Annotated in this window: 23 protein-coding genes; 16 read left to right on the top strand and 7 right to left on the bottom strand. The window is 61.0% G+C overall.

All coding sequences use genetic code 11. The annotated features are described in order from the left end of the window. The 8 genes from arsJ (at position 1) to J3P84_RS14925 (ending at position 8,174) form a co-directional block, all read left to right on the top strand. Entirely contained in the window at positions 1-1,206 is a 1,206-nt protein-coding gene (arsJ, locus tag J3P84_RS14960; protein ID WP_434623988.1) for an organoarsenical effux MFS transporter ArsJ, read from the top strand. Positions 1,207-1,333: 127 nt separating this feature from the next. Then, on the top strand, positions 1,334-2,065 hold the full coding sequence (locus tag J3P84_RS14955) for a GntR family transcriptional regulator (protein ID WP_434623987.1): 732 nt from the start codon (positions 1,334-1,336) through the stop codon (positions 2,063-2,065). Between the two features lie 123 nt (positions 2,066-2,188). Then, on the top strand, positions 2,189-3,478 hold the full coding sequence (locus tag J3P84_RS14950) for an MFS transporter (RefSeq protein WP_434623985.1): 1,290 nt from the start codon (positions 2,189-2,191) through the stop codon (positions 3,476-3,478). 27 nt (positions 3,479-3,505) lie between these two features. Beyond that, the gene (locus J3P84_RS14945) at positions 3,506-4,336 is read left to right on the top strand and encodes an amidohydrolase family protein (RefSeq protein ID WP_434623983.1); all 831 of its coding nucleotides are present in this window, start codon (positions 3,506-3,508) and stop codon (positions 4,334-4,336) included. 253 nt (positions 4,337-4,589) lie between these two features. After that, positions 4,590-6,707 (top strand): PAS domain-containing sensor histidine kinase, encoded by a 2,118-nt coding sequence (locus tag J3P84_RS14940; RefSeq protein WP_434623981.1) that lies wholly within the window; start codon positions 4,590-4,592, stop codon positions 6,705-6,707. Then, entirely contained in the window at positions 6,704-7,066 is a 363-nt protein-coding gene (locus tag J3P84_RS14935) for a response regulator (RefSeq protein ID WP_434623979.1), read from the top strand. The genes J3P84_RS14940 and J3P84_RS14935 overlap by 4 nt, the downstream gene beginning before the upstream one ends. A 20-nt stretch (positions 7,067-7,086) precedes the next feature. Then, entirely contained in the window at positions 7,087-7,530 is a 444-nt protein-coding gene (locus J3P84_RS14930) for an HIT family protein (RefSeq protein ID WP_434623977.1), read from the top strand. A 125-nt stretch (positions 7,531-7,655) separates the two neighbouring features. After that, positions 7,656-8,174: a hypothetical protein gene (locus tag J3P84_RS14925; protein WP_434604708.1), complete on the top strand. Its 519-nt coding sequence runs from the start codon at positions 7,656-7,658 to the stop codon at positions 8,172-8,174. Positions 8,175-8,202: 28 nt separating this feature from the next. Here the strand turns inward: J3P84_RS14925 and J3P84_RS14920 are convergent, their stop codons facing one another. Continuing rightward, positions 8,203-9,072: an AraC family transcriptional regulator gene (locus tag J3P84_RS14920; protein WP_434623975.1), complete on the bottom strand. Its 870-nt coding sequence runs from the start codon at positions 9,070-9,072 to the stop codon at positions 8,203-8,205. A gap of 296 nt (positions 9,073-9,368) precedes the next feature. Between J3P84_RS14920 and J3P84_RS14915 the strand changes: the two genes are divergently transcribed. Next, positions 9,369-10,532, top strand: coding sequence for a (R)-mandelonitrile lyase (locus J3P84_RS14915; RefSeq protein ID WP_434623973.1), 1,164 nt, complete (start codon positions 9,369-9,371; stop codon positions 10,530-10,532). Here the strand turns inward: J3P84_RS14915 and J3P84_RS14910 are convergent. Next, positions 10,520-11,413 (bottom strand): LysR family transcriptional regulator, encoded by an 894-nt coding sequence (locus J3P84_RS14910; RefSeq protein WP_434623971.1) that lies wholly within the window; start codon positions 11,411-11,413, stop codon positions 10,520-10,522. The genes J3P84_RS14915 and J3P84_RS14910 overlap by 13 nt on opposite strands. Positions 11,414-11,444: 31 nt before the next feature. Next, on the bottom strand, positions 11,445-11,738 hold the full coding sequence (locus J3P84_RS14905; RefSeq protein ID WP_434623969.1) for a hypothetical protein: 294 nt from the start codon (positions 11,736-11,738) through the stop codon (positions 11,445-11,447). 1,755 nt (positions 11,739-13,493) lie between these two features. On the opposite strand from J3P84_RS14905, the gene J3P84_RS14900 reads away from it, so the two are divergent. Genes J3P84_RS14900 through J3P84_RS14885 form a run of 4 tightly spaced genes read left to right on the top strand, consistent with a single transcriptional unit; the run spans position 13,494 to position 18,620 of the window. Then, positions 13,494-13,976 carry a formate dehydrogenase subunit gamma gene (locus J3P84_RS14900; RefSeq protein WP_434623967.1) on the top strand — a complete coding sequence of 161 codons (483 nt, stop codon included), beginning with the start codon at positions 13,494-13,496 and terminating at the stop codon, positions 13,974-13,976. Further along, a complete protein-coding gene (locus J3P84_RS14895) occupies positions 13,970-15,529 on the top strand; it encodes a formate dehydrogenase beta subunit (protein WP_434623965.1) in 1,560 nt (519 codons plus the stop codon). The genes J3P84_RS14900 and J3P84_RS14895 overlap by 7 nt, the downstream gene beginning before the upstream one ends. Beyond that, positions 15,526-18,402, top strand: a complete 2,877-nt coding sequence (gene fdhF, locus J3P84_RS14890) for a formate dehydrogenase subunit alpha (protein ID WP_434623963.1) — start codon at positions 15,526-15,528, stop codon at positions 18,400-18,402. Before J3P84_RS14895 ends, fdhF begins: the two co-directional genes overlap by 4 nt. Then, a complete protein-coding gene (locus J3P84_RS14885; RefSeq protein WP_434623961.1) occupies positions 18,399-18,620 on the top strand; it encodes a formate dehydrogenase subunit delta in 222 nt (73 codons plus the stop codon). Before fdhF ends, J3P84_RS14885 begins: the two co-directional genes overlap by 4 nt. Before the next feature lie 606 nt (positions 18,621-19,226). Here J3P84_RS14885 and J3P84_RS14880 read toward each other — a convergent pair. From J3P84_RS14880 to J3P84_RS14870, 3 genes are all read right to left on the bottom strand, one after another. Next, positions 19,227-19,547 carry an isochorismate lyase gene (locus J3P84_RS14880; protein WP_434623959.1) on the bottom strand — a complete coding sequence of 107 codons (321 nt, stop codon included), beginning with the start codon at positions 19,545-19,547 and terminating at the stop codon, positions 19,227-19,229. A 193-nt stretch (positions 19,548-19,740) separates the two neighbouring features. Next, the gene (locus tag J3P84_RS14875; protein WP_434623957.1) at positions 19,741-20,022 is read right to left on the bottom strand and encodes a fructose-bisphosphate aldolase; all 282 of its coding nucleotides are present in this window, start codon (positions 20,020-20,022) and stop codon (positions 19,741-19,743) included. A 467-nt stretch (positions 20,023-20,489) separates the two neighbouring features. Continuing rightward, positions 20,490-21,884: an epoxide hydrolase family protein gene (locus tag J3P84_RS14870; protein ID WP_434623955.1), complete on the bottom strand. Its 1,395-nt coding sequence runs from the start codon at positions 21,882-21,884 to the stop codon at positions 20,490-20,492. A 21-nt stretch (positions 21,885-21,905) separates the two neighbouring features. Between J3P84_RS14870 and J3P84_RS14865 the strand changes: the two genes are divergently transcribed. Together J3P84_RS14865 and J3P84_RS14860 are read left to right on the top strand one after the other, a co-directional pair. Next, the gene (locus J3P84_RS14865; RefSeq protein ID WP_434623953.1) at positions 21,906-22,412 is read left to right on the top strand and encodes a hypothetical protein; all 507 of its coding nucleotides are present in this window, start codon (positions 21,906-21,908) and stop codon (positions 22,410-22,412) included. Between the two features lie 34 nt (positions 22,413-22,446). Further along, complete coding sequence (locus J3P84_RS14860) at positions 22,447-23,064, top strand: hypothetical protein (RefSeq protein WP_434623951.1); 618 nt, start codon at positions 22,447-22,449, stop codon at positions 23,062-23,064. Here the strand turns inward: J3P84_RS14860 and J3P84_RS14855 are convergent. After that, positions 23,061-24,305, bottom strand: a complete 1,245-nt coding sequence (locus J3P84_RS14855; protein ID WP_434623949.1) for an acyl-CoA dehydrogenase family protein — start codon at positions 24,303-24,305, stop codon at positions 23,061-23,063. The two genes, J3P84_RS14860 and J3P84_RS14855, sit on opposite strands and share 4 nt — an antisense overlap. A gap of 381 nt (positions 24,306-24,686) precedes the next feature. On the opposite strand from J3P84_RS14855, the gene sfnG reads away from it, so the two are divergent. Then, positions 24,687-25,784 carry a dimethylsulfone monooxygenase SfnG gene (gene sfnG, locus J3P84_RS14850; protein WP_434604743.1) on the top strand — a complete coding sequence of 366 codons (1,098 nt, stop codon included), beginning with the start codon at positions 24,687-24,689 and terminating at the stop codon, positions 25,782-25,784. The last annotated feature ends 9 nt before the right edge of the window (positions 25,785-25,793 follow it).

Genomic DNA, 25,793 nt, shown 5'->3' with positions numbered 1-25,793 from the left:
ATGAAAGCCTTGTCAGCCTTAGCGCCGCAAGTGCGACAGTACCTGCTCGTCACCGGTAATTACTGGGCTTTTACCTTGACCGACGGCGCCCTGCGGATGCTCGTGGTGCTGCACTTCCACGCGTTGGGCTACAGCCCGTTGCAGATTGCCGCGCTGTTCCTGTTTTACGAACTCTTCGGCGTGGTCACCAACCTGCTGGGCGGCTACCTCGGTGCCCGGCTGGGCCTGAATCGGACGATGAACATCGGCCTGGGCCTGCAAGTGGTGGCGCTGCTGATGCTGACGGTTCCGTCCGCCTGGCTGACCATCGCCTGGGTGATGATGGCCCAGGCGCTTTCGGGAATCGCCAAGGACCTGAACAAGATGAGCGCCAAGAGCTCCATCAAGCTTCTGGTGCCTGACGGTGAGCAGGGCAGGCTTTATCGCTGGATAGCGATCCTCACCGGCTCGAAGAACGCGCTCAAAGGCGTCGGCTTTTTTCTCGGCGGGGCGTTGCTCGCATGGATCGGTTTCCAGGGCGCATTGTTGGCGATGGCCGCCGTGTTGGCACTGATCTGGGGCGGTAGCCTGATCCTGCTGAAGAAGGACCTGGGCAAGGCCAAGGCCAAGCCCAGATTTCGCGACATCCTTTCCAAGAGCCGGGCGATCAATATTTTGTCGGCCGCGAGAATGTTCCTGTTCGGCGCCCGGGATGTCTGGTTCGTGGTGGCCCTGCCGGTCTACCTGAGCAGTGTCTACGGCTGGAATTTCTCGACCGTGGGCGGATTTCTCGCCGCGTGGGTCATCGGCTACGGCATCGTGCAATCCCTGGCGCCGAACATCACCGGCAAGAAACGCGGGCAGGTGCCGGATGGGCGCGCCGCGTTCCTCTGGGCGCTGGCGTTGGCGGGCTTGCCGGCGGCGATGGCCCTGGGGCTGTCACAACAGGCGATGCTGTTGGGCGGGCTGATGGTCTTTGGCGGGCTGTTCGCGGTGAATTCTTCCCTGCACAGTTATCTGATCGTGTCGTACGCCAAGGAGGACGGCGTGTCGCTGGACGTGGGTTTCTATTACATGTCCAACGCCATCGGCCGGCTGGCCGGGACGCTGCTTTCCGGTTGGGTCTACCAAGGGTACGGGCTGGCGGCATGCCTGTGGATTTCCAGTGCATTCGTGTTGCTCGCTGCCCTGATTTCGTTGGCGTTGCCTCGTCACGCAACGCACTGATTCGCTGCCCTTGCTGTTTCCGTTGGTCTGCAAAGTATCAGGCCCCGTCTTGACAACACGGCGGGTCGAAGCAAATACTCGGCTCAAATTCATATAGATGACTAGATAACAAGGTGAATATAGTCCTATGAACGCCCTGTCCAGCGACGCCCGCCTGCCGCTTTATCAACGTTTGCGTGACCAGTTGGCGGAGCAGATCGCCAATAATCGCTGGCGTCCGGGAGAGGCGATTCCTACCGAGGCGGCGTTGTCAGCCGAATACCAGCTGTCCACCGGAACCGTGCGCAAGGCAATTGATGCCTTGGTCAGCGAGGGCATCCTGGAGCGCCAGCAAGGGCGGGGCACCTTCATTCGTCGTCCGCAGTTCCAGTCATCGTTGTTTCGTTTCTTTCGCTTTCAGTCGGCGTCCGGTGAACGCCGGGTTCCGCAGAGTCGCATCCTGTCTGTCGAGCCGGTGGCGGCGCCATCGGCGGTCGCACAGGCCTTGGGGTTGCCGGTCGATGCGCCGGTGATCCGCATCGTCCGGGTGCGTCTGCTGGAAGTCGAGCCGGTGCTCGCCGAAGAAATCTGGCTGCCACGTGGCCGATTCCAGCCGTTGCTGGAGATCGACCTGAACCAGAAAGGGCCGTTGCTCTATCCCATCTACGAGGAAATCTGCGGGCAGGTGGTTGCCTATGCGCAGGAAACCCTCACGGCCGAATCGGTCAACGAGGTGCATGCGCGCCTGTTGCAGGTTCCGGTCCACAGCCCGGTGGTGGTGATCGAGCGCCTGGCCCGCGATTACGCCGGCAACCCGCTGGAATGGCGCCGTTCGCGCGGGCATGCCGAGCATTTCCGCTACAGCGTCGAAATCCGCTGACTTCGGCGGGCTAGCGGCGTCTCGAACGCCGCTGCCCTTGCCCTGTGTGTTTTTCCTGACTGGCCCTGCAGCGGCGCGGTTCGCTCTCGGCTGCCTTTTGTTTCACTCATAAGGATAAGAATCATGTTCAGTTGGTATCGCCAGATCACTTCGCGGGAGCGCAAGACGTTTTGGGCGTGTTTTGGCGGCTGGTCGCTCGACGCGCTGGAGGTCCAGATGTTCGGCCTGGCGATACCGGCGTTGATCGCCGCGTTCGCCTTGTCCAAGGGCGATGCGGGGCTGATCAGCGGCGTTACGCTGGTGACCTCGGCCCTGGGTGGCTGGGTCGGCGGGACGCTATCCGACCGTTATGGCCGGGTGCGCACGCTGCAATGGATGATCCTGTGGTTCTCGTTCTTCACCTTCCTGTCGGCGTTCGTCACGGGCTTTCACCAACTGTTGATCGTCAAGGCATTGCAGGGCTTTGGCATTGGCGGAGAGTGGGCCGCCGGCGCGGTGCTGATGGCCGAGACGATCAATCCGAAATACCGCGGCAAGGTCATGGGCACGGTCCAGAGCGCCTGGGCGGTGGGTTGGGGGCTGGCTGTCGGGGTCTTTACGCTGATCTACTCCCTGGTGCCGCAGGACATGGCCTGGCGGGTGATGTTCATCGTCGGCCTGCTGCCGTCGTTCCTGATCATCTGGGTGCGCCGCAACGTCGAGGAGCCGGACAGTTTCCAGCGGCTGCAAAAGGAACAGGCGATTCCGCAGAGCTTCTTCAAGTCCCTGGGCGGCATCTTTCGCCCGGAACTGATTCGCGTGACCCTGTTCGGCGGTTTGCTCGGGTTGGGTGCCCACGGCGGTTATCACGCGGTGATGACCTGGCTGCCGACCTTCCTCAAGACCGAGCGCAACCTGTCGGTGCTCAATTCCGGCGGCTACCTGGCGGTGATCATCTTTGCCTTCTGGTGCGGTTGTGTCATTAGTGGCTTGCTGATCGATCGCATCGGCCGGCGCAAGAACATCCTGTTGTTCGCGCTGTGCTGTGTGGTGACCGTGCAGTGCTACGTATTCCTGCCGTTGAGCAATACGCAGATGTTGTTCCTGGGCTTCCCGCTCGGCTTTTTCGCAGCCGGCATTCCGGCCAGCCTCGGGGCGTTCTTCAACGAGTTGTACCCGGCGGATGTACGCGGTGCCGGCGTCGGTTTCTGCTACAACTTCGGCCGGGTGCTGTCGGCGGTATTCCCGTTCCTGGTGGGGCACATGAGCGATTCCATGTCCCTGGGATCAGCCATCGGCATTGATGCGGGCATCGCCTACGGCGTGGCTGTGCTCGCGGCGCTTTGCCTGCCGGAAACCCGCGGCCGTAGCCTTGAGGCATCTGCGTCACCGGCGCCCGCCGTGGCATCTGCCAGCGAGAGCGCCCGCGCCTGATCACTTTAATTTTGATAGATGAGAACCATGGTTGATTCCTGTACTACGTCGATGACCGGCATCGACTGCCATGCCCACGTGTTCAGCCGTGAGCTGGAGCTGGCTGCCGTGCGGCGTTACACACCGGACTATGACGCTACGCTTGCGCAATACCTGAACCATCTGCAGACCCATGGCTTGAGCCATGGTGTTCTGGTTCAGCCGAGCTTTCTCGGCACCGATAACCGCTACCTGCTCGCCGCGCTGGAACAGGCGCCGGAGCAACTGCGCGGGGTCGTGGTGGTGGAACCGGATATCAGCCGAGTCGAGCTGGAGGAGATGGCGCGGCTGGGCGTGGTCGGCGTTCGCTTGAACCTGATGGGCACGGCCTCGCCCGACTTTCGCGAAACCCTGTGGAAAGACTTCCTTGGCCACCTTGCCGAATTGGATTGGCATGTCGAATTGCATGCCCCGGTAGAACAACTGCCGGGACTGATTCGCCAGTTGATGCCGTTCGGCGTGCGCTTGGTGGTCGACCACTTCGGTCGCCCCGATGCGCGTTCGGGCCTTGATCAACCGGGATATCCCGAGCTGATGACGCTGGGCGCCAGTGGGCAAGTCTGGATGAAAGTTTCCGGCATCTATCGGCTGGCGGGCACCGAGCAGCAGAATCTGGCATTCGCCAGGTCCGCATTGGGCCTGCTGGAGCAGAGTTTCGGCGCCCATCGCCTGGTATGGGGGAGTGACTGGCCGCATACACAACACGAGGCAGTCATCGGCTTCGATACGGTGATGCGCCAGTTGCTGGATTTGCAGATTTCTTTGCCGTTTATGCGCGCGCTTATGGTAGAAACGCCCCGCGCGTTGTTCCGATTTTGAGACTGGCGTGCCATGTCGCCGAATTTTCCTGAACTCGCAGGTTGAATAAGGATCTAGTATCCATTGCAGCTGCATGAAAAAATCCGCTCCGGCATGTAAAGGAATAGTCCGGGCTGGGATCGCCGACTCAGGGGATACCGAGTCGTTGTGTAGCAGGCGCATTCAGCCAGGCGGATTGGGGATAGAAATGTCGAATATTGAAGCGTTTCCCAGGGAGACGCGTACACCGAGCGAGTACGAAGGACTTTTGGCGATGGGCGCGAATGCGCTCGACGCCATTCCTGGCGCGGTGTATCTGTGTGATCACAACGGCTGGCTGGTCCGCTACAACAGCGAGGCGGCCACGTTGTGGGGACGAGCGCCGGTATTAGGGGAGGGCGGCGACCGTTTTTGCGGTTCCTATCGCCTGTTCCTGGCCGACGGTACGCCGTTGGCATTGGAAGACTGCCCGATGGCCTGGGCGCTGGAGTCGGGTACGGCGACGCGCAACCAGGAAGTGTTTATCGAGCGTCCGGACGGCTCGCGGATCGTCGCGCTGGTGAACATCCGGGCCCTGAGGGATGAGCAGGGCACTATCCAAGGGGCGATCAACTGCTTCCAGGATGTCTCGGCGCACCACGCGATGGCCGACGAGCTACGGCGCAAGAATGCCGACCTGGAAGACTTCTTCGAAAACAGTGCGGTCGGCCTGCACATCGTCAGCGGCGAGGGCACCATTGTGCGTGCCAACAAGGCTGAATTGGCCTTGCTCGGTTATTCGGCGCAGGAGTACATCGGCCGCCACATCACCGAGTTCCATGTCGATGAGCCGGTCATCGGCGACATCCTGAGCAAATTGAGCAACGGCGAATGCCTGGAAGACTATCCGGCTCGCCTTCGAGCCAAGGATGGTTCGATCAAGCATGTCACCATCACCTCCAACGGGCGATTCGAGGACGGCAAGCTTTTCAACACCCGGTGCTTCACCGTGGACGTGACCTCGGTCCATGCGGCCGAGACGGCACGCCAGGAGAGCGACGACCGGTTGTCCGCAACCTACGAGGCGGCGACGATCGGCATTGCCGAAGCCGGGGCGGATGGCCGTCTGTTGCGGGTCAACGATGCGCTCTGCAACATGCTCGGGCGCTCGCGCGAAGAACTGCTGAACATGACTTTCCTGGGGTATACCCACTCCGACAGTACCGACGAAGACGCCGCGCTGTATGCGCGCCAAGTGGCCGGCGAGCTGGATAACTACGTGCTGCGCAAACGCGCCTTCAAGCCTGACGGAGAAACCGTCTACCTGGACATCCACAGCTCATCGGTCCGGGACTCCCAAGGCGTGTTTCGTTATGGCGTGCGGGTTATCCAGGATGTCACGCAGGCGCGGCGCATGGAAAACCAGATCCTCGAAAGCGAACGGCACATGCGCAACCTGCTCGAGGCGCTGCCCGCGGCGGTCTATACCACGGACGCGCAAGGCCGGATCAATTTTTTCAACCGGGCAGCGGTCGAGTTGTCGGGGCGTACGCCTGAACTGGGCGACCTTTGGTGCGTGACCTGGAAACTGTTCACCACCGATGGCAATTTCCTGCCCCACGACCAGTGCCCGATGGCGGTGGCCTTGAAGGAAAACCGGCCGATACGCGGGGTCGAGGCAGTCGCGGAGCGTCCCGACGGCAGCCGGGTCCCGTTCGCGCCTTATCCCACGCCGCTGCACGACGCGGAGGGCAACCTGGTCGGCGCCATCAACATGCTGGTGGACATCTCCGAGCGCAAGCAGGCCGAAGACCGGCAGAAAACCCTGATAGACGAGCTCAACCACCGGGTCAAGAATACCCTGGCCACGGTGCAATCCCTGGCAGCCCAGACCGCCCGCAATGCGGTGGATGCCAAGGATGGTTACAACCGTTTCGAAGCCCGGCTTCTCGCGTTGTCCCGCGCCCACGATCTGTTGACGAGGCGGCATTGGGGCCAGACCCCGCTGGCCTCCCTGGCCCGGGAAGTGCTGGTGCCGATATTCGGGGCCGACCCTGGCCGTATCACCTTCGAGGGTGATGCCATCGACGTCGATACCCGGGTCGCGCTCGGCCTGACCATGACCCTCAACGAACTGGCGATCAATGCGCTCAAGTACGGCGCGATGTCGGTCGAGACGGGCAGGCTTTCGCTGAACTGGAACGTCCAGTCGCAATCGAACGGCACCTTGCTGACCTTGGATTGGCGCGAGCAGGGCGGCCCTCCGGTGTTTCCGCCGGAACGTGAAGGGCTCGGTTCGCGGTTGATGAAGCGCTGCATCGAGCGCGATCTTGGCGGAATCTTTGTCCTGACTTTTGCACCTGAGGGCGTTCTCTGTCGCTTCTCGTTCATGGTCGTTGAGCAGTCTGCATGACCCGGTTTGCTGGTATCAGGGTTCTGCTTGTCGAGGACGAAGGCGCGGTCGCCATGTTGATCGAGGAAATGCTCGAAGAGCTGGGCTGCACGGTGGTGGCGTCAGTCCCACGACTCGCCCAGGCTCGGGAAAAAGCGGACACCCTGGAGGTTGACCTGGCAATTCTGGACGTCAATCTGGCTGGTGAACGAGTGTTCCCGGTGGCTGATATCCTGCGTGCACGTAACGTTCCTTTCCTGTTCAGCACCGGATACGGCGTCAGCGGCCTGCCCGCTGACTTCGCCCAGTGTCCGGTTCTGCACAAGCCCTTTTCCGAAAACGAATTGCAGCTGAAGATAGCGCTGACGCTGAAAAGTTGAAGTATTTGCGAGGAGCAACCATGAGCTTGTACGGCCAATACGATCCGCAGAACATCTTTGGGCTGATTCTTCGCGGCGAAGCGCCCTGCTATAAAATCTACGAAGACGCTGATGTACTGGCCTTCCTCGATATTTTTCCGCAATCGCGCGGTCATGTGCTCGTCATCCCAAAGGCGGCCCAGGCGCGCAATATTCTTGATGTCGACCCCGCGGTGCTGGGCAAGATGATGTCGGCGACGCAACGCCTCACTCGCATCCTCGTCGACGAGCTGCAGCCGGATGGCGTGCAGATCGCGCAGTTTAACGGGGCGCCCGCCGGGCAGACGGTCTTCCATATCCACGTCCACATCATCCCGCGCTGGGACGGCGCCGCGCCTGAGGCTCATGGACGGGGCAAGGCTGATCCGCAGGAGCTTGAAGCGTTGCAGGCGCGGCTGGTGGAGCGTATTCGTTCGCAAGAGTGATGGCTTGGTCTTCCAAGGGGGGCACCGAGTGTGCGCCCCACCGCAAAACCCATGACAAATCGTCACCAACCTCCAGTCCAGACGCTAATATCCGCGCCAATCCTTGGACATCGCGGACCCACCTTATGAAATTGCGCCTGCTGACCGCTGCCTTGTTTTTCATCTGCACCCTGGCTCAAGCCGAAGAACCGAAACCCATTCCGCAAGCCTTGGAGGCACAGATCGGGCATCTGGTGGCGCTGCTCAAGGACAGCTATGCCACCGGCTACCCCGACGCGGCGCTGGTGCAAACGCTCGATACCGGCGAGGACAGCCAGGTCACGCTCGCGGTCTTCACTATCGAGGGCTTTGGGATGGGCAACAATTACAGTCAGTACCTGGCGGCCTTTACCCCTGAGGAGAACGAAGAGGGCGTGCCGCATTACAGCCTGCTGGATGTGATGCGAATCGGCGGAGACAGCTGGCGAGCGATCGATAAGATGGACGCCAGGCTGGTCAGCGACCCGGCGGGTGAGCAGACCCTGATCGACATCGCGGCAATGGAAAACACCGACGACGATGCGCCGAACTTCCCTAGCAGAGCGGCAGTTATTCATCTGTCCTTGGCTGGTGCACAATCCCTGCGGTTGGTAGAGATAAAGTAGGGCGCTTTCGGTAGCGGGCGTTTATCCGCTATTGCAGCGGGACATACACATCGGTTTGCCATTGATCCTGTGGCGTCTCGGGATAGGCGCTCAGGTAGTGGAAAAACAGTGGCTGATCACGCAGCTCCTCACCGCTCGCGGGGAGCCAGTCGCGGTAGATCGGGTAGATCGTCTCGCCGATATGATCGGGCGACCCCGCATGGCGTACCACGACGTAGCGGCCGCCGGGAATGACGAGTGGGCCTACGCCGAACTCATTCGGCGTCACGTCTTCGTGAATCTCACCGCAGATCGCAAATCGGAAGGCGTGCGCAGGTGTCGTATCGGGATTGCCATAAGGAATACCGAACGTGCGGCTTGATGCCGCCGGCGACTGCCCGCTGCGCATCCGCCACTCGATGAACTGGCGGACGCTCGCATTGACGAGCCCGGGCGGCCCGCGGTGCTCAAGGGCCGCTACGTTGATTTCAGTGAGTTCGATAATGCGTACTTGCATGAGAAGAGTCCTGGAAAAATGTGGGACGGCGAATACCGTGTTCCAGACCTGCCAGTTTGCATTCTTCCTGAACGCGCTTGGCGCGGCGCCGAACGCCCGGCTGAACGCCCTGGAGAACGCCTCGGGGCTCCTGAAGCCCGCATCCAGCGCGGCGTCCAGTACCGAATAATCGGCAACTGCGACCAGGCGATGTGCCGCGCGTCGTAGCCGCATCAGCTGGACGTAGCGCGAAACAGGCACGCCCATGAACGCCGTGAACTGGCGATGGAAGTGAAACGCCGAGAAGTTCGCCACATGACTTAACGTCCTCACCGACAGATCATCTTCCAGATTGGCATCGATATACGCCAGTACAGCGTCGAAGCGTTTTTTGTAGGCGTAATCGTTTGGTAGCTCAGGCACGGGGGAAGGCTCTTGGAGGTGCGGTCGGCGTCAGAGTCGACTATACGCGCAGAGCATGCCTAGCCGCGTTTGCTCAAAAGCGCGCAGTCAGGCCCTGAATTGGGCTGACGCTCCGATGCCAATACACTCCCTCGCCACGGTTGATGCATTCGTCCGCGTAGATAGGGCAGCCCGCCGCTCTCGTACTGGCTTATTTATGTGATTTCGATATGAGTCCTATGTCATTGCCATGGTTTATCGATCAATGATGCCCGGGTAGTTTGCTTCTCAAGGATATCCATAGAGAGGCAAACCCAATGAAGGCAAGCACCTTTTATCTTGCTTTATGCGCGGCGGCGCCTTTTGCCGACGCCGCCGGCCCGGAAAGCGCCAGCGAGTCGCGCAATTCACAACAGATCAGCCGGGCGGGCAGCCAGGCTTCCGCCGCAGGACCGGCGGACTATTTCACCGGACAGGTGCGTGTGGACCCGCTTTTCCCAGCGACGGAAAACATCAACGTGTCTGGCGCCTACGTCACTTTCGAACCGGGCGCGCGCTCGGCCTGGCATACCCATCCCGCCGGTCAGCGATTGGTAGTGGTCTCCGGCGTGGGCCTGACGCAGGAATGGGGCAAGCCGGTGCAGCAAATCCATCCCGGCGACGTGGTCGTTTGTCCTGCGGGCGTCAAGCACTGGCATGGCGCGGCGCCGGACACCGCCATGACTCATCTGGCCGTGACCGGCACGGTGGAGGGCAAGAATGTGCAGTGGTTGGAGAAGGTCAGCGAGGAGCAATACGGCGCCGGTGGAACGCTGACATCATCGGCCAAGCCAGATGCTGCGGCGGTTTCACAAACCCTGTCGGCCAAACAGCGAGCCATTCCGCAGATCGCCGCCGCCATGGCCACAAGCAACATGCCGGCTCTCGATAGCGCCTTGAATAAAGGGCTGGATGCGGGTCTCAGCGTCAGCGAGGCGAAGGAAATCCTGGTGCAGCTCTACGCTTACAGCGGGTTTCCCCGCAGCCTCAACGCGCTGGGCGAATTGATGAAAGTCGTGGAGGCCCGAAAGCAACGCGGCGTGCAGGATGCTCCGGTGCGCGAGCCGACTCGCCCGATCCCTACCGGCGATGCATTACTGGTGGCGGGCAAGGCCAACCAGACACGGATCGCCGGCGCGCCTGTCCAAGGGCCGCTGTTCGACTTCGTCCCGGTCATCAACCAATATCTGCAGACGCACCTGTTCGGCGATATTTTCGAGCGCGACAACCTGGACTGGCAAAGCCGGGAGCTGGCGACGGTCGCCGCTCTGGCGGTGACCCCAGGGGTGGAGTCACAACTGCGTTCACACATGGCTGCGAGCTTGCGGGTCGGATTGAGCGCTGCGCAATTGCGCCAATTGATCCAGCTGCTGGACGAGCAGGGCGAGGCCGCTGCGGCCAAGCGTGCCGCTGAGGCACTGGATGCCAGTCAGTCTTCGTAACGCAAGGCTTCGCGCAGCAGCGTGAAGGCCGGAGAGGTCTGGCGGCGACTCGGGTAGTACAGATGATAGCCGGAAAACGGCTCGCACCAATCGTCCAGTACCCGGATCAGCCGGCCTTGCGCGACAGCTTCCTGCACCAGATCTTCCGGCATGAAGGCCAACCCCAAGCCCTGGAGCGCCGCCTCCAGGCGCATGGCAATCGTGTTGAAAACCAGTTGGCCTTCTACCCGGACTTGCAGTTCCTGACCGCTTTTTTCAAATTCCCAGACATACAGGCCACCATGAGTCGGCATGCGCAAGTTGATGCAGTTGTGCGCCGTCAGGTCGTTTGGAATCAGCGGCTTGGGATGTTGGGCGAAGTACGCCGGCGAGCCGACGACCGCCATGCGCATGTCGGGGCCAATGCGCATGGCGATCATGTCCTTGGCGACCTGCGGGCCCAGCCGCACGCCGGCATCGAACCCCTCAGCGACGATGTCGGTAAAAGCGTAGTCGACGATGATCTCGATGTTCAGGTCGGGATTGTCAGGGAGCAACTTGGCGAGAACCGGCTGGAGCACGGTGATTGCAGAATGCTCGCCAGCGGTGATGCGCAATTTTCCGGCCGGTTTGTCGCGAAACTCACTGAGCATCGCCATCTCCTGATCGATCTCTTCAAACCGCGGCGCAACCACCTGCAACAGGCGTTCGCCCGCTTGGGTCGGGGCAACACTTCGCGTGGTACGCGACAACAGCCGGACTCCCAGCCGTTCTTCCAGTTGTCGCATCGCCCGACTCAGTGCCGGTTGCGACATGCCAAGCCTGGCCGCCGCCCGAGTGAAACTGCGCTCCTGGGCCACGACTGAGAAGATGGCGAGTTGGTCGTAGCGTTCGGTGGTCATTGAGCTGTCTCTGGATTTTTTCGGGGGACTGCTACTCGCGCCCAATCAAGACGCGATACCTGATGTCCCGATCAAACGGGTCTTCCGGGTTCTCGTAGGTCTCAAGCATTTCAAGGAACCCCGCGCGCTCAAGACTGGCCAGATGCTCAAGGGTCCAATCGGCAGGAAAGTCGCCGGAAAAATCCTTTCCTTGATGTTCAACCCATCGAAAAACCGGGAAGGGCATGTAACCGAGCCACTCAGAGCGATAGGTGATCTCGTCAGAATCGCTGGTTTCTACTGCGGCGCGGATCTTGTTCTTGATGGCTTCCTGGTGTTCATCCATGGTGTTTTGGTGCTGGTTGGATCATGCCGTGCCACTCGCCTGGGAGTCGAAAATGATGCGCACCTCCGAACTTTGAAGCAAGCTTTTCGGGGTGACGGTACGACGTTGCCAAGGGATTCGGCCGAGGAACCACAGCCGCCAGAAGGCGAGATTCGGCTCGGCGTTATCTTGTAGTAACGTCGAAAGGCTGCCTGCTATAGCGAAATGCGATGTACATAAAAGCAAAACACTCTAAAGAACTGTCAACCTTTACAGGTTCAGTGATTGTGTTGTTGGACCATTCTCTGATCAGCGCTGAGGTTCTTTGTCAGTACTGACCCATCGGCAGGAGGCTGATGCCAGCTTGCCATCGACACAAATACGCATGAAGGACAACAAAAATGAATTTTCCAAAATTATGCATTACGTCCCTTGTTGTTTTTGCAGCGCAATGTAATTTTGCGCAGGCAGATACTAACCTATACCAGGGAGGGCCTAAAGCGCATGACCCGGACTGCCTAGCCGAATGGAACAAATCGTCGGCACGTTCATCGTGCTCCGGAATGACTTATATGACTCAGAAACCAACGGGCACTTGCAACCTGGATCAGACCTGCAGGGGGACTCAAGCTAACTCTAATATACGAAATACGAATTTCTTTCCCCTCGGGGATGTTAGCAAACTAAATAATTGCAATGGCACCCTAAAAAAAGGCAGCTGCTAATAAGGCTCTGCAGTAACAGAGTATGCGTGCTTAGCTGCGCTTCGGCAGGGTAAAACAAGAATGCTGTTAATAGATGATCTTCATACGGTCTAAGTTATTACAGACCAGTGTTCTTATACGACTTCGTGCCTTCTGGGCCATTCTTTAGGCAGGGCTGAGCCTGATGATCGGACCTAATTCGTTGCTAACCGGTTGATAGTCTATCTGCCGTTGGCGCAATATCTGAGGGTAAAAGAAATGAATTGTGCGTTGCGTCGTTTTCTCTTCTTGCGTTGCAATTTAATTTTGCGGAGGCAGCGCATGATGCTGAACGCCAAGCCGCATGGAGCAAGTCGTCTGCCTATAAGACTTGCACCGGAGATAGTTGGACTGCTCAGTCTTCAGTTGGCACTTGCCAGCTTTACCAAACTTGTGTAGGGGGGGGCGGGGGCTCACACAGCTAAAGGCCTAACTTCGTCTAGTAAGGTTATTTACGGGAAGGATCGGACACGCCAAGCAATTAGTCTCCCTCTCGGCAACGTACAAAAGCTAAATAATTGCAAAGGTACACTAACGCTGGATCCCTGTTAGGGACTTTGAATAATTTAATTTTGGGTTTCGCAGGTGCCCGGTAAAATAGGAATCACTTCAGGTTGCACTTTTGCGCTTGGACAAAGTCTTCAGTGCAACCGGAACGCCCGACTTCCTCCTGTCTGTCGAGCGCGTCGGAGTCGACCTATTCATCCCTTACACGTTCCCCCTTCGCTTCAGTTCACCCTCCATAAACGATTCGAATGACTACAATTCTAGCCAGGAAGCCACTTCCTAGAAGAAATTGCTCGCACCCCAGTCGCTTTCAGGACACGTTTCGTCGTCCACGTGCAATCGCCGCCCCCCGGGAGTGGCAAGCTGTGAAGATGCCCCGGACCAGGTGCGCCGAAGACACCTGGCCGGAGAGCAGGAATGGCGATCGGATTTGCCACGCTACCGTGACGTGGGCCGCACGCCCTAGCCAAGACTCCGGACGACTACCGCCACGCGGCGGTGTCGTTCGAGATGCCGAGGTACGTTTATGCCTGATGAGACGCTTCACCTGCCTCTGATTCACAGCGTGCTGGCGCGCAAGAAGGACACCCCCGGTGCCTTGTTGCCCATCCTTCATGCCATCCAGGAAGGTTGCGGGTACGTTCCCGACGCCGCCGTCCCTGAAATCGCCCATGCCCTCAATCTCAGCCAGGCTGAAGTGCGCGGGGTAATCAGCTTCTACCATGACTTTCGCACCACGCCGCCGGCGCGCCATACCCTGCGCCTGTGCCGGGCGGAGTCGTGCCAGAGCATGGGGGCAGAAGGCCTGGCTGCGCAGTTGCGCGAACAACTGGCGCTGGACGATCACGGCACCAGTGCCGACGGGGCGATCAGCCTGCGGCCGGTCTATTGCCTGGGCGCCTGTGTGTGCTCGCCGGCCCTGGAGCTGGACGGGAAGTTGCACGCACGGCTGACCCCCGAACGCCTGCGCCAGTTGGTGAACGGCTGCCTGGAGGATGGCCCATGCTGACCCTCTGCATTCCCCGTGATTCAGTGGCCCGCGCCGTCGGTGCGGACAAGGTGGCGGATGCGCTGGTGCGCGAGGCCGAGCGTCGGCAATTGCCGCTTGAGGTGCTGCGCACCAGCTCTCGCGGGCTGTATTGGCTGGAACCCCTGGTAGAGCTTGAAACGCCCGAAGGGCGGTTGGGGTTTGGCCCGGTCACCGCGCAAGATGTGCCAGGCCTGCTCGATGCGCTTGGCCACGACCCGGGCGGTCATCCTTCGGCCTTGGGGCTGGTGGAGAACATTGCGTATCTGAAAAGCCAGCAGCGCCTGTTGTTTGCGCGTGCCGGCATCACCCGGCCCTTGTCCCTCGACGACTATCGGGCCAAAGGCGGGTTCCTCGGCCTGGCCCGGGCGATCCGGATGGACGGCGCCGAGGTGGTTGCCCAAGTGCTGGATTCCGGCTTGCGCGGCCGGGGCGGCGCGGCGTTCCCGGCGGGCATCAAGTGGCGCACCGTGCGCGACGCGCAGGGCCCGCAAAAATACGTGGTCTGCAATGCCGACGAAGGCGACTCCGGTACGTTCGCCGACCGCATGTTGATGGAAGGCGATCCGTTCCTGCTGATCGAAGGCATGGTCATCGCCGGGATCTCGGTGGGCGCCACCATGGGCTACATCTATGTGCGCTCGGAATACCCCGACGCCGTCAGCACGCTGAACGAAGCGCTGCACATCGCCCGCGAAGCCGGTTACCTGGGCGCCGATGTCGGCGGCAGTGGCCGCGCCTTCGAGCTGGAAGTGCGAGTGGGCGCCGGCGCCTATATCTGTGGCGAAGAAACAGCGCTGCTGGAATCTCTCGAAGGCAAGCGCGGGATGGTGCGTGCCAAGCCGCCGCTGCCGGCGTTGCAGGGCCTGTTCGGCTTGCCGACGCTGGTTCATAACGTGGTGACCCTGGCCTCGGTGCCGGTAATTCTGGAGAAGGGCGCGCAGTTCTACCGGGACTTCGGCATGGGCCGTTCACTGGGCACCATGCCGTTCCAGCTGGCCGGCAACGTTCGTCGCGGCGGGCTGGTGGAGCGGGCATTTGGCCTGAGCCTGCGCGAGTTGGTGGAGGAGTATGGCGGCGGCACCGCCAGCGGTCGGCCGTTGAAGGCCGCGCAAGTCGGTGGCCCGCTGGGCGCGTGGGTACCCCCCGCGCAGTTCGACACACCGCTGGACTACGAAGCGTTCGCCGCCATGGGCGCGATGCTCGGGCACGGTGGCGTGGTGGTTGCCGACGACAGCCTGGACATGGCCCGGATGGCCCGGTTCGCCTTGCAATTCTGCGCCGAGGAATCCTGTGGCAAATGCACGCCGTGTCGCATCGGTTCGACCCGTGGCGTCGAGGTGGTGGATCGCTTGATCGCCAGCACCGATGCCAACGCCCGCCAGGAACAGGCGGCGTTGCTGCAAGACCTTTGCGACACCCTGCAATACGGCTCGCTCTGTGCCCTCGGTGGGATGACGTCCTACCCCGTCGCCAGTGCCCTCAAGTACTTCCCCGCCGACTTCGGTCTGGCGACCACGGAGGCCGACCAATGATCAACATCTTCGATCCAGCCAGCGACATCGACCTGGGCACCCTGGCCCGAGTAAGCGACGTGCAGGTCAGCCTGACCATCGATGGCCGTGAAATCAGCGTTCCCTCCGGCACGTCGGTGATGCGCGCGGCGGCCTTGCTCGGTACCACCATCCCGAAACTGTGCGCCACCGACAGCATGGAAGCCTTCGGCTCCTGCCGTATGTGCCTGGTGGAGATCGACGGCATGCGCGGTTACCCGGCCTCGTGCACCACGCCGGTGACCGACGGCATGGTGGTCCGCACCCAGACCTCAAAGCTCGCCACGCTGCGTCGCAACGTGATGGAACTGTACATCTCCGATCACCCGCTGGACTGCCTGACATGCCCGGCCAACGGCAACTGCGAGTTGCAGACCGTGGCGGGGCAGGTGGGCTTGCGGGAGGTGCGCTACGGCTACGAAGGCGCCAATCACCTGGCCGAAGCCAAGGACGTGTCCAACCCTTATTTCGACTACGACCCGAGCAAGTGCATCGTTTGCAGCCGCTGCGTGCGCGCCTGCGAGGAAATCCAGGGCACCTTCGCCCTGACCATCAGCGGACGCGGCTTTGATTCCCGTGTCGAAGCGGCCGGCGGTGACAACTTCCTCGACTCCGAATGCGTGTCCTGCGGCGCCTGCGTCCAGGCCTGCCCGACAGCGACGCTGATCGACAAGAGCGTCGTCGAAATCGGCCAGCCGGAGCGCAGCGTCGTCACCACCTGCGCCTATTGCGGCGTGGGCTGCTCGTTCCGCGCCGAGATGAAAGGCGAACAACTGGTGCGCATGGTTCCGGACAAGAACGGCCAGGCCAACCACGGCCACTCCTGCGTCAAGGGCCGCTTCGCCTGGGGCTACGCGACGCACCCGGACCGCATCACCAAGCCGATGATCCGCAAGCACATCGACGACCCGTGGCAGGAAGTCAGCTGGGAGGAGGCGGTCACCTACGCCGCCAGCGAACTGCGGCGCATCCAGCTCAAGTACGGGCGCGATTCCATCGGCGGTATCACCTCCAGCCGCTGCACCAACGAAGAAACCTACCTGGTGCAGAAACTGGTGCGCACGGCGTTCGGCAACAACAACGTCGACACCTGCGCGCGGGTCTGCCATTCGCCGACGGGTTATGGCCTCAAGCAAACGCTGGGCGAATCGGCCGGCACGCAGAATTTTGACTCGGTGATGAAAGCCGACGTGATCATGGTGATGGGCGCCAACCCCACCGATGCGCACCCGGTGTTCGGCTCCCAGCTCAAGCGCCGCCTGCGCCAGGGCGCGCGGTTGATTGTCATCGACCCGCGGCGCATCGACTTGGTGGATTCGCCTCACGCCCGTGCCGAGCTGCATCTACAGCTGCGTCCGGGCACCAACGTGGCGATGCTCAACGCGCTGGCCCACGTGATTGTCACCGAGGGGCTGGTTGATGAGCCTTTCGTCAAAGAGCGTTGCGAGGCGACAGATTTCGCCCGTTGGCGCGACTTCGTCAGCTTGCCGGAAAATGCCCCCGAAATCCTCGGCCCGGTGTGCGGCGTGCCCGCCGAGCAGATCCGCGCCGCCGCGCGGCTCTACGCCACCGGCGGCAACGCGGCCATCTACTACGGCCTCGGTGTCACCGAACACAGCCAGGGCAGCACCTCGGTGATGGGCATCGCCAACCTCGCCATGGCCACCGGCAATATCGGCCGCGAGGGCGTCGGGGTGAACCCGCTGCGTGGGCAGAACAACGTCCAGGGCTCCTGCGACATGGGCTCGTTCCCCCATGAGCTGCCGGGCTATCGGCACATCTCCAATGAAGCGGTGCGGGCCCAGTTCGAGCAGGCCTGGAACGTGACGTTGCAACCCGACCCGGGCCTGCGCATCCCGAACATGTTCGAGGCGGCGCTGGACGGCACCTTCAAGGCGCTTTACTGCCAGGGCGAGGACATCGCCCAGAGCGATCCCAATACCCAGCATGTGACTGCGGCGCTGACCGCTTTGGAATGCGTGATCGTGCAGGACATCTTCCTCAACGAAACGGCCAAGTTTGCCCACGTGTTCCTGCCGGGCAGCTCGTTCCTCGAGAAGGACGGTACCTTCACCAACGCCGAACGCCGTATCTCCCGTGTTCGCAAGGTCATGGACCCGTTGGCCGGCAAGGCCGACTGGGAAGCCACCATCGCCCTGGCCGATGCCCTGGGCTACAAGATGCACTACAACCACCCTTCGGAAATCATGGATGAAATCGCCCGCCTGACGCCGACCTTCAGTCGTGTCAGCTACGCCGAACTGGAGCGTCACGGCAGCTTGCAGTGGCCTTGCAACGATGCCGCGCCGGACGGTACGCCGACCATGCACATCGACCAATTCGTGCGCGGCAAAGGGCGCTTCATGCTCACCGGCTATGTGCCCACCGAGGAGAAGGTCAATGGCCGTTATCCGCTGTTGCTGACCACCGGACGGATCCTCAGCCAGTACAACGTCGGCGCGCAGACCCGGCGCACCGACAACGTGGCGTGGCACGAGGAGGATCGCCTGGAAATCCACCCGACCGACGCTGAGAATCGCGGCATCGCCGAGGACGATTGGGTCGGTATCAGCAGTCGCGCCGGGCAGACGGTGCTGCGCGCCAAGGTCACCGAGCGGGTGGCGCCGGGGGTGGTCTACACCACGTTCCACTTCCCTGAATCCGGGGCCAACGTGATCACCACCGACAACTCGGACTGGGCCACCAACTGCCCGGAATACAAAGTCACGGCGGTGGAAATCGTGCGGGTCAGCCAGCCTTCGGAATGGCAGAAGCGTTATCAGGCCTTCAGCGACGAACAGCGGCGCCTGCTGAAGGAACGTCGTCACGCCGAGAAAGCCGAGGTGCGCCGATGAGCTCGCAGAACCTGATCAAGATGGCCAACGAGATTGCTCGCTACTTCGCCACGGAGCCTGATCAGGCGCTGGCGGTGGCTGGCATTCGTCAACATATCAAGAACTTCTGGACGCCGGGCATGCGCAGGGATTTGCAGGGTTGGGAGGAGAAGCATCCGGATGCGGTTTTGCATCCGTTGGTGTTGGCGGCGTTGAAGGAGCCTGAAGCCATGAACTGACATGCGGGGCCCTGTGGCGAGGGAGCTGGCGCCCGCTGCTGAGTACATATCCATTGCTTGGGTAACGGCTACTTAGGGTTCCGCCCTTACGGCGGGTCACTTTTGGAAGAGCGCCAAAAGTAACCAAAAACGCTTTGCCCCACCACTCGGCACCTCGCCCGGGCTCGGTGTGCCTGAACGAAGGCATTGCTCCGTGGGCCCGCCGCGAAGGGCCGTCCCTGGCCCAGCGCGGCTAACCCGGCATCCATGCCGGGTTGCCCACTCCACAACACCTTCGTTCAGCCAGCGTGGTTAACGGGGCGCCCGAGATCAACGTCCCCCGCGAGGCGGCCTAGTAGCCGACCTGGATCTCGCTGTCGTACTCTGATCCAACTGTGGGAGCGAGCCTGCTCGCGAAGGCGGAGTGTCAGCCAATTAAGATGCTGAATGTGCCGACGCCTTCGCGAGCAGGCTCGCTCCCACAGGGTCCTATGTGTACCGTGAGATCTATATCCGCCGAAAATCCAGTGTGGGAGCGAGCTTGCTCGCGATAGCGGTCGTTCAGTGACGAAAGTGTCTGACTTGCCACCGTCATCGCGAGCAAGCTCGCTCCCACAGGTGCATGGCTCAGGCTTTGGATTGTTGCGCCGCCCAGTGTTTCATCTCTTCAGAGATGAAGTGATTGACCAGGTCGCTGTACATCTTTTCGATGGCATCCGGGCTGAGGTCCTCGGCCTCGGCCCATTGCCGCCTAATTGCCAGCATCGCCTGGAAACGCTCCGGGGCGCGGACCGAGGTCGCCGAAGTCTTGAACTTCGATGCCGCCAATACGTATTGAAAGCGCTTGCCCAAGAGTTTGATGACAGTCTGGTCCAGGGCATCGATTTCGCGGCGGATGTCTTCCATGCCGGTGCATTGCGCGGGGGACAGCTGGTTGTCGACTTCCATGTAATTAACTCCGTTTGTTGAACTCTGATGTAACTCCCGGTGGGAGGCTCTTTGTGGCGAGGGGATTTATCCCCGCTGGGGTGCGAGGCACCCCTTGGATCAGACACCGCAGTGTGCCTGGCGATATTGAGTCGCTGACTTAGGGCTGCTTCGCAGCCCAGCGGGAGCAAGCTCCCTCGCCACGGGTTTTAAATCAACCTTCCAGACCGCGTCGTTCAATGACGCCGAACACGTCGGCCACGTCCTGCACGAGGATCCGGGCAACGTTGGTCAGAGTGTTGATATCACTGGTGGATGAGTCGCGCAGGCTGGAGCAGGCCACCAGCGTCAGGTAATCGAGCGTGGCGTGCAGGCGCTCGCTGACACAGGCGTGGAGCTCGGGCAGTGGCGCGTGAGTGTCGATCAGCAGGACCGGGTAGGTAGTGGCGATCGGGGTGAGGGGGGTGTAGCGGGAAGATGCTTGATTCGTGGTCATTAGGTTGAACTCATTCGATAGGAAGAATAGCCACCTTTCTGCTGCGAATCATATGGGTGGCAGTTGCGCGAGGGTTCGCAGACCGAGGAACGAATCCAAAACTCGGCAGACCCGAAGATCTCCCGCGCGCAACCGCCATAAAATGAACACGGGCAAGTTTGCCTGAAATCATTTGACGGTATCCAGATTGTTCACTCGGGCTGCGAAACCCAGTCACCAGCCAAAGCCAGCGACGACCCGACTATAGAAGTCGATCCCAACCCCCACAACCGACCTGTAGGACGCACACCGAACCCGTGGCGAGGGAGCTTGCTCCCGCTCGGTGGCGCAGCCGCCGAAAAACCGGGCGATGCGGAGCGTCTGACGAAATGGAGCCCTCGATCCTAGGCCGCTTCGCCGCCCCGGTGGAACAAGCTCCCACGCCACGGGTAGTCATTTCCTACAAGATTTGCAGACGGTCTTTTAGCTCATCGCAAATCCCGAAAAAACGCCCGAATATCCTCCGCCAGCAACTCCGGCTGCTCCAACGCAGCAAAGTGACCACCGCGCGGCATCTGCGTCCATCGCTTGACGTTATAGCCACGCTCCACCCAACTGCGTGGCGGCAGCGGCAGTTCCCTGGGAAACAGCGCGACCCCAAGCGGTGGTTTCACCCGCTCGCCGCTGTTGAACAGCAGGGGCCGCCTGCTGCCTTCCACATACGGGCGAAACGACGAACCGATGCAGTTCGTCAGCCAATAGAGCGTCACATTGGTCAGCAGCCATTCATGACTGATGGCGGGGCTCGTATCGCACCACGAAAGAATCTTTTCTCCCATCCAGGCCAGCAACCCCGCCGGAGAGTCGCTGAGGCCCGCGGCCAGGGTTTGCGGTTTGGTCCGTTGGATATGCGCATAGGCGCCTTCGGCTTCGCTGAAGGCAGCGGCGCGTTGCAGGTAAGCGGTTTCTTCTTCGCTCAAAGGTGGGTCGGTTTCGCCCAGGGGCGGGCGGTAGGCGCCGGGAATGTAGTTGAGATGGATGCCGGTCAGTCGCTCGGGGAAACGCACGCCCAACCAGGTGGATACGGCCGCGCCGACATCGCCGCCCTGGGCTCCGAACCGCTCATAGCCGAGCCCCGTCATCAGCTCGCTCCACAAACCCGCCGCCTCGAAAGGCCCGCAACCCGCCTGTTTGAACGGCGCGGAAAAGGTGTAGCCGGGCAAGGACGGCACCACCACATCGAACGCATCGGCTGGATCGCCGCCATGGCTGGCCGGATCCGTCAGCAGTTCGATGATGCGCTGCATCTCGATGAACGACCCGGGCCAGCCGTGGGTGAGCACAAGCGGCATCGGATTGGGCCCGACGCCGCGCTGATGGACGAAATGAACCTGCTGCTCGCCGAGCGTGGCGACAAATTGCGGCAGGCGATTGAGCGCGGCTTCCTGGGCGCGCCAGTCGAAGGTTGTCGACCACTGGGTAAGAAGTTCCCCAAGCACGTCCATGTGTATGCCTTCGCTCCAGCCCTGGCTGGCCAGTGGCACCGGTAGTCGAGTGTTTTGCAGGCGATGGCGCAGGTCATCAAGAGTCCGTTCGGGAATGTAAATGGTAAAAGGCTCGATGCGCATGGTTATACCCTGTGTCATGGTTTGGATTGACTCATCAGCCTTGGATAGGGGTGTCCAGTCGGGTGGTGGCGATGTAATATCGTCGGCCAATTCCATGGTTGCGATAACGTGAACAAAAAGCTCCGCAATTCTGCGCTTACGCTTCTCCTCAGTGCCGTATTCATTACTTTCTCCCCTCGCTACGTCGACATCCCGCTTTCTATTGAATACTACGTCGTTGGCGCGGTGGTCCTCTCCATATTGGTGGTGTTTCATTGGGCGCTCCACCGGGGGGCCATGGCCGACAATCAGTTTTTCCTGGCACGGATACAGCAAAATCCGATGGTACGAATTACGCACCGGTTATCAGAGGAACATCTCGCGGCGAAGCTGCAAGCGGGAGCATTGATACCTTACCCAGTGAAGAGCGGTCGGCTGTTCAGATGGTTGGCCGAATTGCAGGATGGTAAAAGCCCGGCGACCTGGATTTCCATAGGCGAGCCACAGGAGGTCAGGTCCATCTTTCTCGGCTCATTTTTTCAAAAAGAATGGACTAGGGCCATTTCGTTCGATGTACCAAGCACCGACGTCGTGATGCCGCCTATTTTTCTCAAGCATCTGTTTGGCTGCTACCAGCAACGGCTGCTCAAGCGCGTCGAGATCCCGCGTGATGCTGATCTGTATCGGCGTTCCGGGAGGCACTGGGCGAAGTTGTCCGCTGAGGAGGGTGAACAGTTAGTGTCGACAGCGCACGTCAGTACCTCGCTTGATGTACCTCAACGTAAACAACCGGAGCCTGCGTAAGGCTTCGTCAACTCGACCCTCACAGGACGTAACCATGGCCGGTATCCCTGACGTGGCGGCAGCCTTTGGTAGTTTCATGCGCTCATGGGAAGCTGATCGCAAACACCTGCCTTGCGCTGTCAGCGCCCTGGCCAACGGATTCGAAGGTTGGTTGAAGTTCGAGTTCTACTTCTGGTTGATCCATTCCTGCGGGCTGCGCGGTCCCGACAGCGAGCTGGCGGACGTCGGAGTCGAGTACAAGGTCGCGCTCGATCAACACTGGCCGCAAATGGATATTGTCAGCAAGCAATGTGACCTGTGGATCCGCGACAGCGATGGGCAGCGCTTCCACTTCATCGAACTCAAGACGCCTTTTGCCAACGGCAATCAGGGCAAGCTGTTCAACAGCGCGGCCATGGATTACTGGTACATGACCCGGCTCAAGGTCCAGGCGGAGAGGGTTGCCACGGGTAGCGTGATCATCCTTGGGGTGAATTTTGACAAGGCACGCTGGGAGGCGCATCTGCGAGGAGTCGAAGAGTACGCCGGCTACGTTGGGCATTCATCCCGGACATCCGGCACGATTCCCGGGATAGACGCGTTGAGGTGGGCAGTGTTGACCATGCGATACCCACCTTTGGCTGAAATTCCTACGTCCGGTGCTATCGCCTAGCGCTGCTTAGACCCCCCACCAATCTGCCAGACATACGGCGGCTCCGTCCCGTTGATCTCCCAGTCGCCGATGATGCGTTCCTTGTAGATCAGCGGGTTGTGCGAAGCCGCCGTCCGGGCGTTACGCCAGTGGCGGTCGAGGGCTTTGCTGGTGCTGGTGGCGGAGGCGCCGAGGGCGTTGAACAGGTCGCTGGTGGCGCGCAGTGTCAGGTCGGCGACCACCACCTGGGCCTGGGCCGATTCCAGTTCGGCGAGGAGGTTGGCGGTGTGTTCCTTCTCGGCGTCCAGGTCGAAGCGACTTTGATAGGCCCGCTGCGAGGCATCGGCGGCGCGCAGGGTGGTGGCTTCGGCGGCGTAGACCTGGGCCGAGGCCCTGCCGATCACTTGCTGGACTTGCACATCCTGGCTCACTTCACTGGCGTTGCCGGTGCTGAACACCCGCGTGCGCTGGCGCACCTGTTCGCTGATGTCGCGGACGGCGGCGCGCCCGGCGCCGGTCTGCACGGCGAGCAATACCAACTGGTAAAACGCGGTCTGATATTTGAAGCGGGTGGAAAAGTCGATGAGGTTTTCGTCTTCTACCACGGCGTTCTCGAATACTGACGTGCCGCTGCCCGTGGTCCGTTGACCGAAACCATCCCAGTCATCGCTTTGCCTGACGCCCGGCTGATGAACGCTGACGGCGGCGATCACGTCGGCGCCGGTGTCGTCGCGTTGGGCATACAGGTCGATCCAGTCGGCAAAGATGCTGCCGGTGCTGTAGTACTTGGTGCCGTTGACCACCCATTGGTCACCCTGGCGGGAAACCCGGGTGATGACCTGGCCAAGTTTTACCGCGCCGATTTCGGTCCAGGCGTTGCCCACCAGGTCACCGTCGACGAAGCGCTTGAACCAGACGTCCTGCGGGCGGGTGGCATGGGCGTTGAGGCGATCCTCGACAAAGGCGAAGTGCCCGCGCAGCGCCTGGGGCAGGTTGGAGTCGGCTTCGGCCAGTTCGATCAGCAGTTGCAACAATTGCGGCAGCGAGGCGCCGGCGCCACCATATTCGACCGGCACCCTTACGGCGCCAAAACCCGCTTCCTTGAGCCATTTCACCTGTTCGAAAGGCAGGCTGCGGGTCTGTTCGCGTTCCAGCGCCCCGGCCTGGATACGCGCGAAAATCGGCCGGAAGCGCTCGGCCAGGGCTTCGTAGTGGGTGCCGGTGGAAAGGACATGCGGCAGGTATTGTTGCTGTGCGGTCATGGCGGTGTTCCTTCTGAGGAAAAGAGGGCGGGCAAGGCCAAGGCCTGCCGTTGCCGACAGCCATTGCACGCTCCATGCCGCTGCTCGAAGCCAATCAAAACAAGGGGTTCGCCGGGTTTCCCTGCTTAAATGCTGTCGTCCCGCGAGCAATCTGTCCGGCGACTGTTCGACAGGCAACAGTCCACCTTTTGCGCGGCAGTACGCCGGGTGTTGGCTGTGCAACAGCGATCCAGCAGCTTGCTCGCCGCACGACAGTCGCAAAACTGAGTGGGCGAATTAACTCACTGAAAATAAGGGGAAAATCCAAGTGGCACGGTTGCTGCTCTAGCCGTTGAGCAAAGGCGACGACGCCTATATCTCAACGAGCCGGGAGTACACGCAATGAGCCAGGACACGATCAAGTTTGCCTACTGGGTGCCCAATGTCAGCGGCGGGCTGGTGGTCAGCAAAATCCCGCAGCGCACCGACTGGGGGATCGATTACAACCGCAAGCTGGCGCAGATCGCCGAGGATGCCGGCTTCGACTATGCCCTGACCCAGATCCGTTTTACCGCCGGTTATGGCGCCGAATACCAGCACGAATCGGTGGCGTTCAGTCACGCGTTGCTGGCGGCCACCACGCGCCTGAAAGTCATCGCGGCGGTCTTGCCAGGGCCGTGGACGCCTTCGGTGCTGGGCAAGCAGATCGCAACCATCGATCAGCTCACTGGCGGCCGCGTGGCGATCAACGTGGTGTCCGGCTGGTTCAAGGGCGAATTCACCGCCATCGGCGAGCCCTGGCTGGAGCACGATGAACGCTATCGCCGTTCCGAGGAATTCATCACCACGCTCAAGGGCATCTGGACCACCGACAACTACACCTTCGCCGGTGATTTCTATCGCTTTCGCGACTACACGCTCAAGCCCAAGCCGCTGCAGCAGCATCCGGAAATTTTCCAGGGCGGCAGCTCACGGGCGGCGCGGGACATGGCTGCGCGGGTCTCCGACTGGTACTTCACCAACGGCAACACAGTGGAAGGGGTCAAGGCTCAGGTCGATGACCTGCGGACCAAAGCGGCGGCCAACAACCACAAGGTGAAGGTCGGCGTGAACGCCTTCATCATTGCCCGCGATACCGAGGAAGAGGCCCGCGCGGTGCTGGCCCAGATCATCGACCAGGCCGACCCGGAAGCCGTCAACGCTTTTGGCGACGCGGCAAAACAGGCCGGCAAGGCCAGCCCCGAAGGCGAGGGTAACTGGGCCAAGTCCAGCTTCGAAGACTTGGTGCAATACAACGACGGTTTCAAGACCAACCTGATCGGCACACCCCAGCAGATTGCCGAGCGCATCGTCGCCTTGAAAGCCGTGGGAGTGGACCTGGTACTGGCCGCGTTCCTGCATTTCCAGGAGGAAGTCGAGTATTTCGGCAAGCGGGTCCTGCCGCTGGTGCGTGAGCTGGAGCAGGGGAAATTGACGGTCAAGACGGCGGCGGTCGCTTAGGCGGGGAGG

Source organism: Pseudomonas sp. Z1-29, from assembly GCF_051131995.1.
GTDB lineage: Bacteria > Pseudomonadota > Gammaproteobacteria > Pseudomonadales > Pseudomonadaceae > Aquipseudomonas.
Note: the sequence above shows the minus strand (reverse complement) of the source record. Positions and strands in the feature narration are given on the sequence as shown.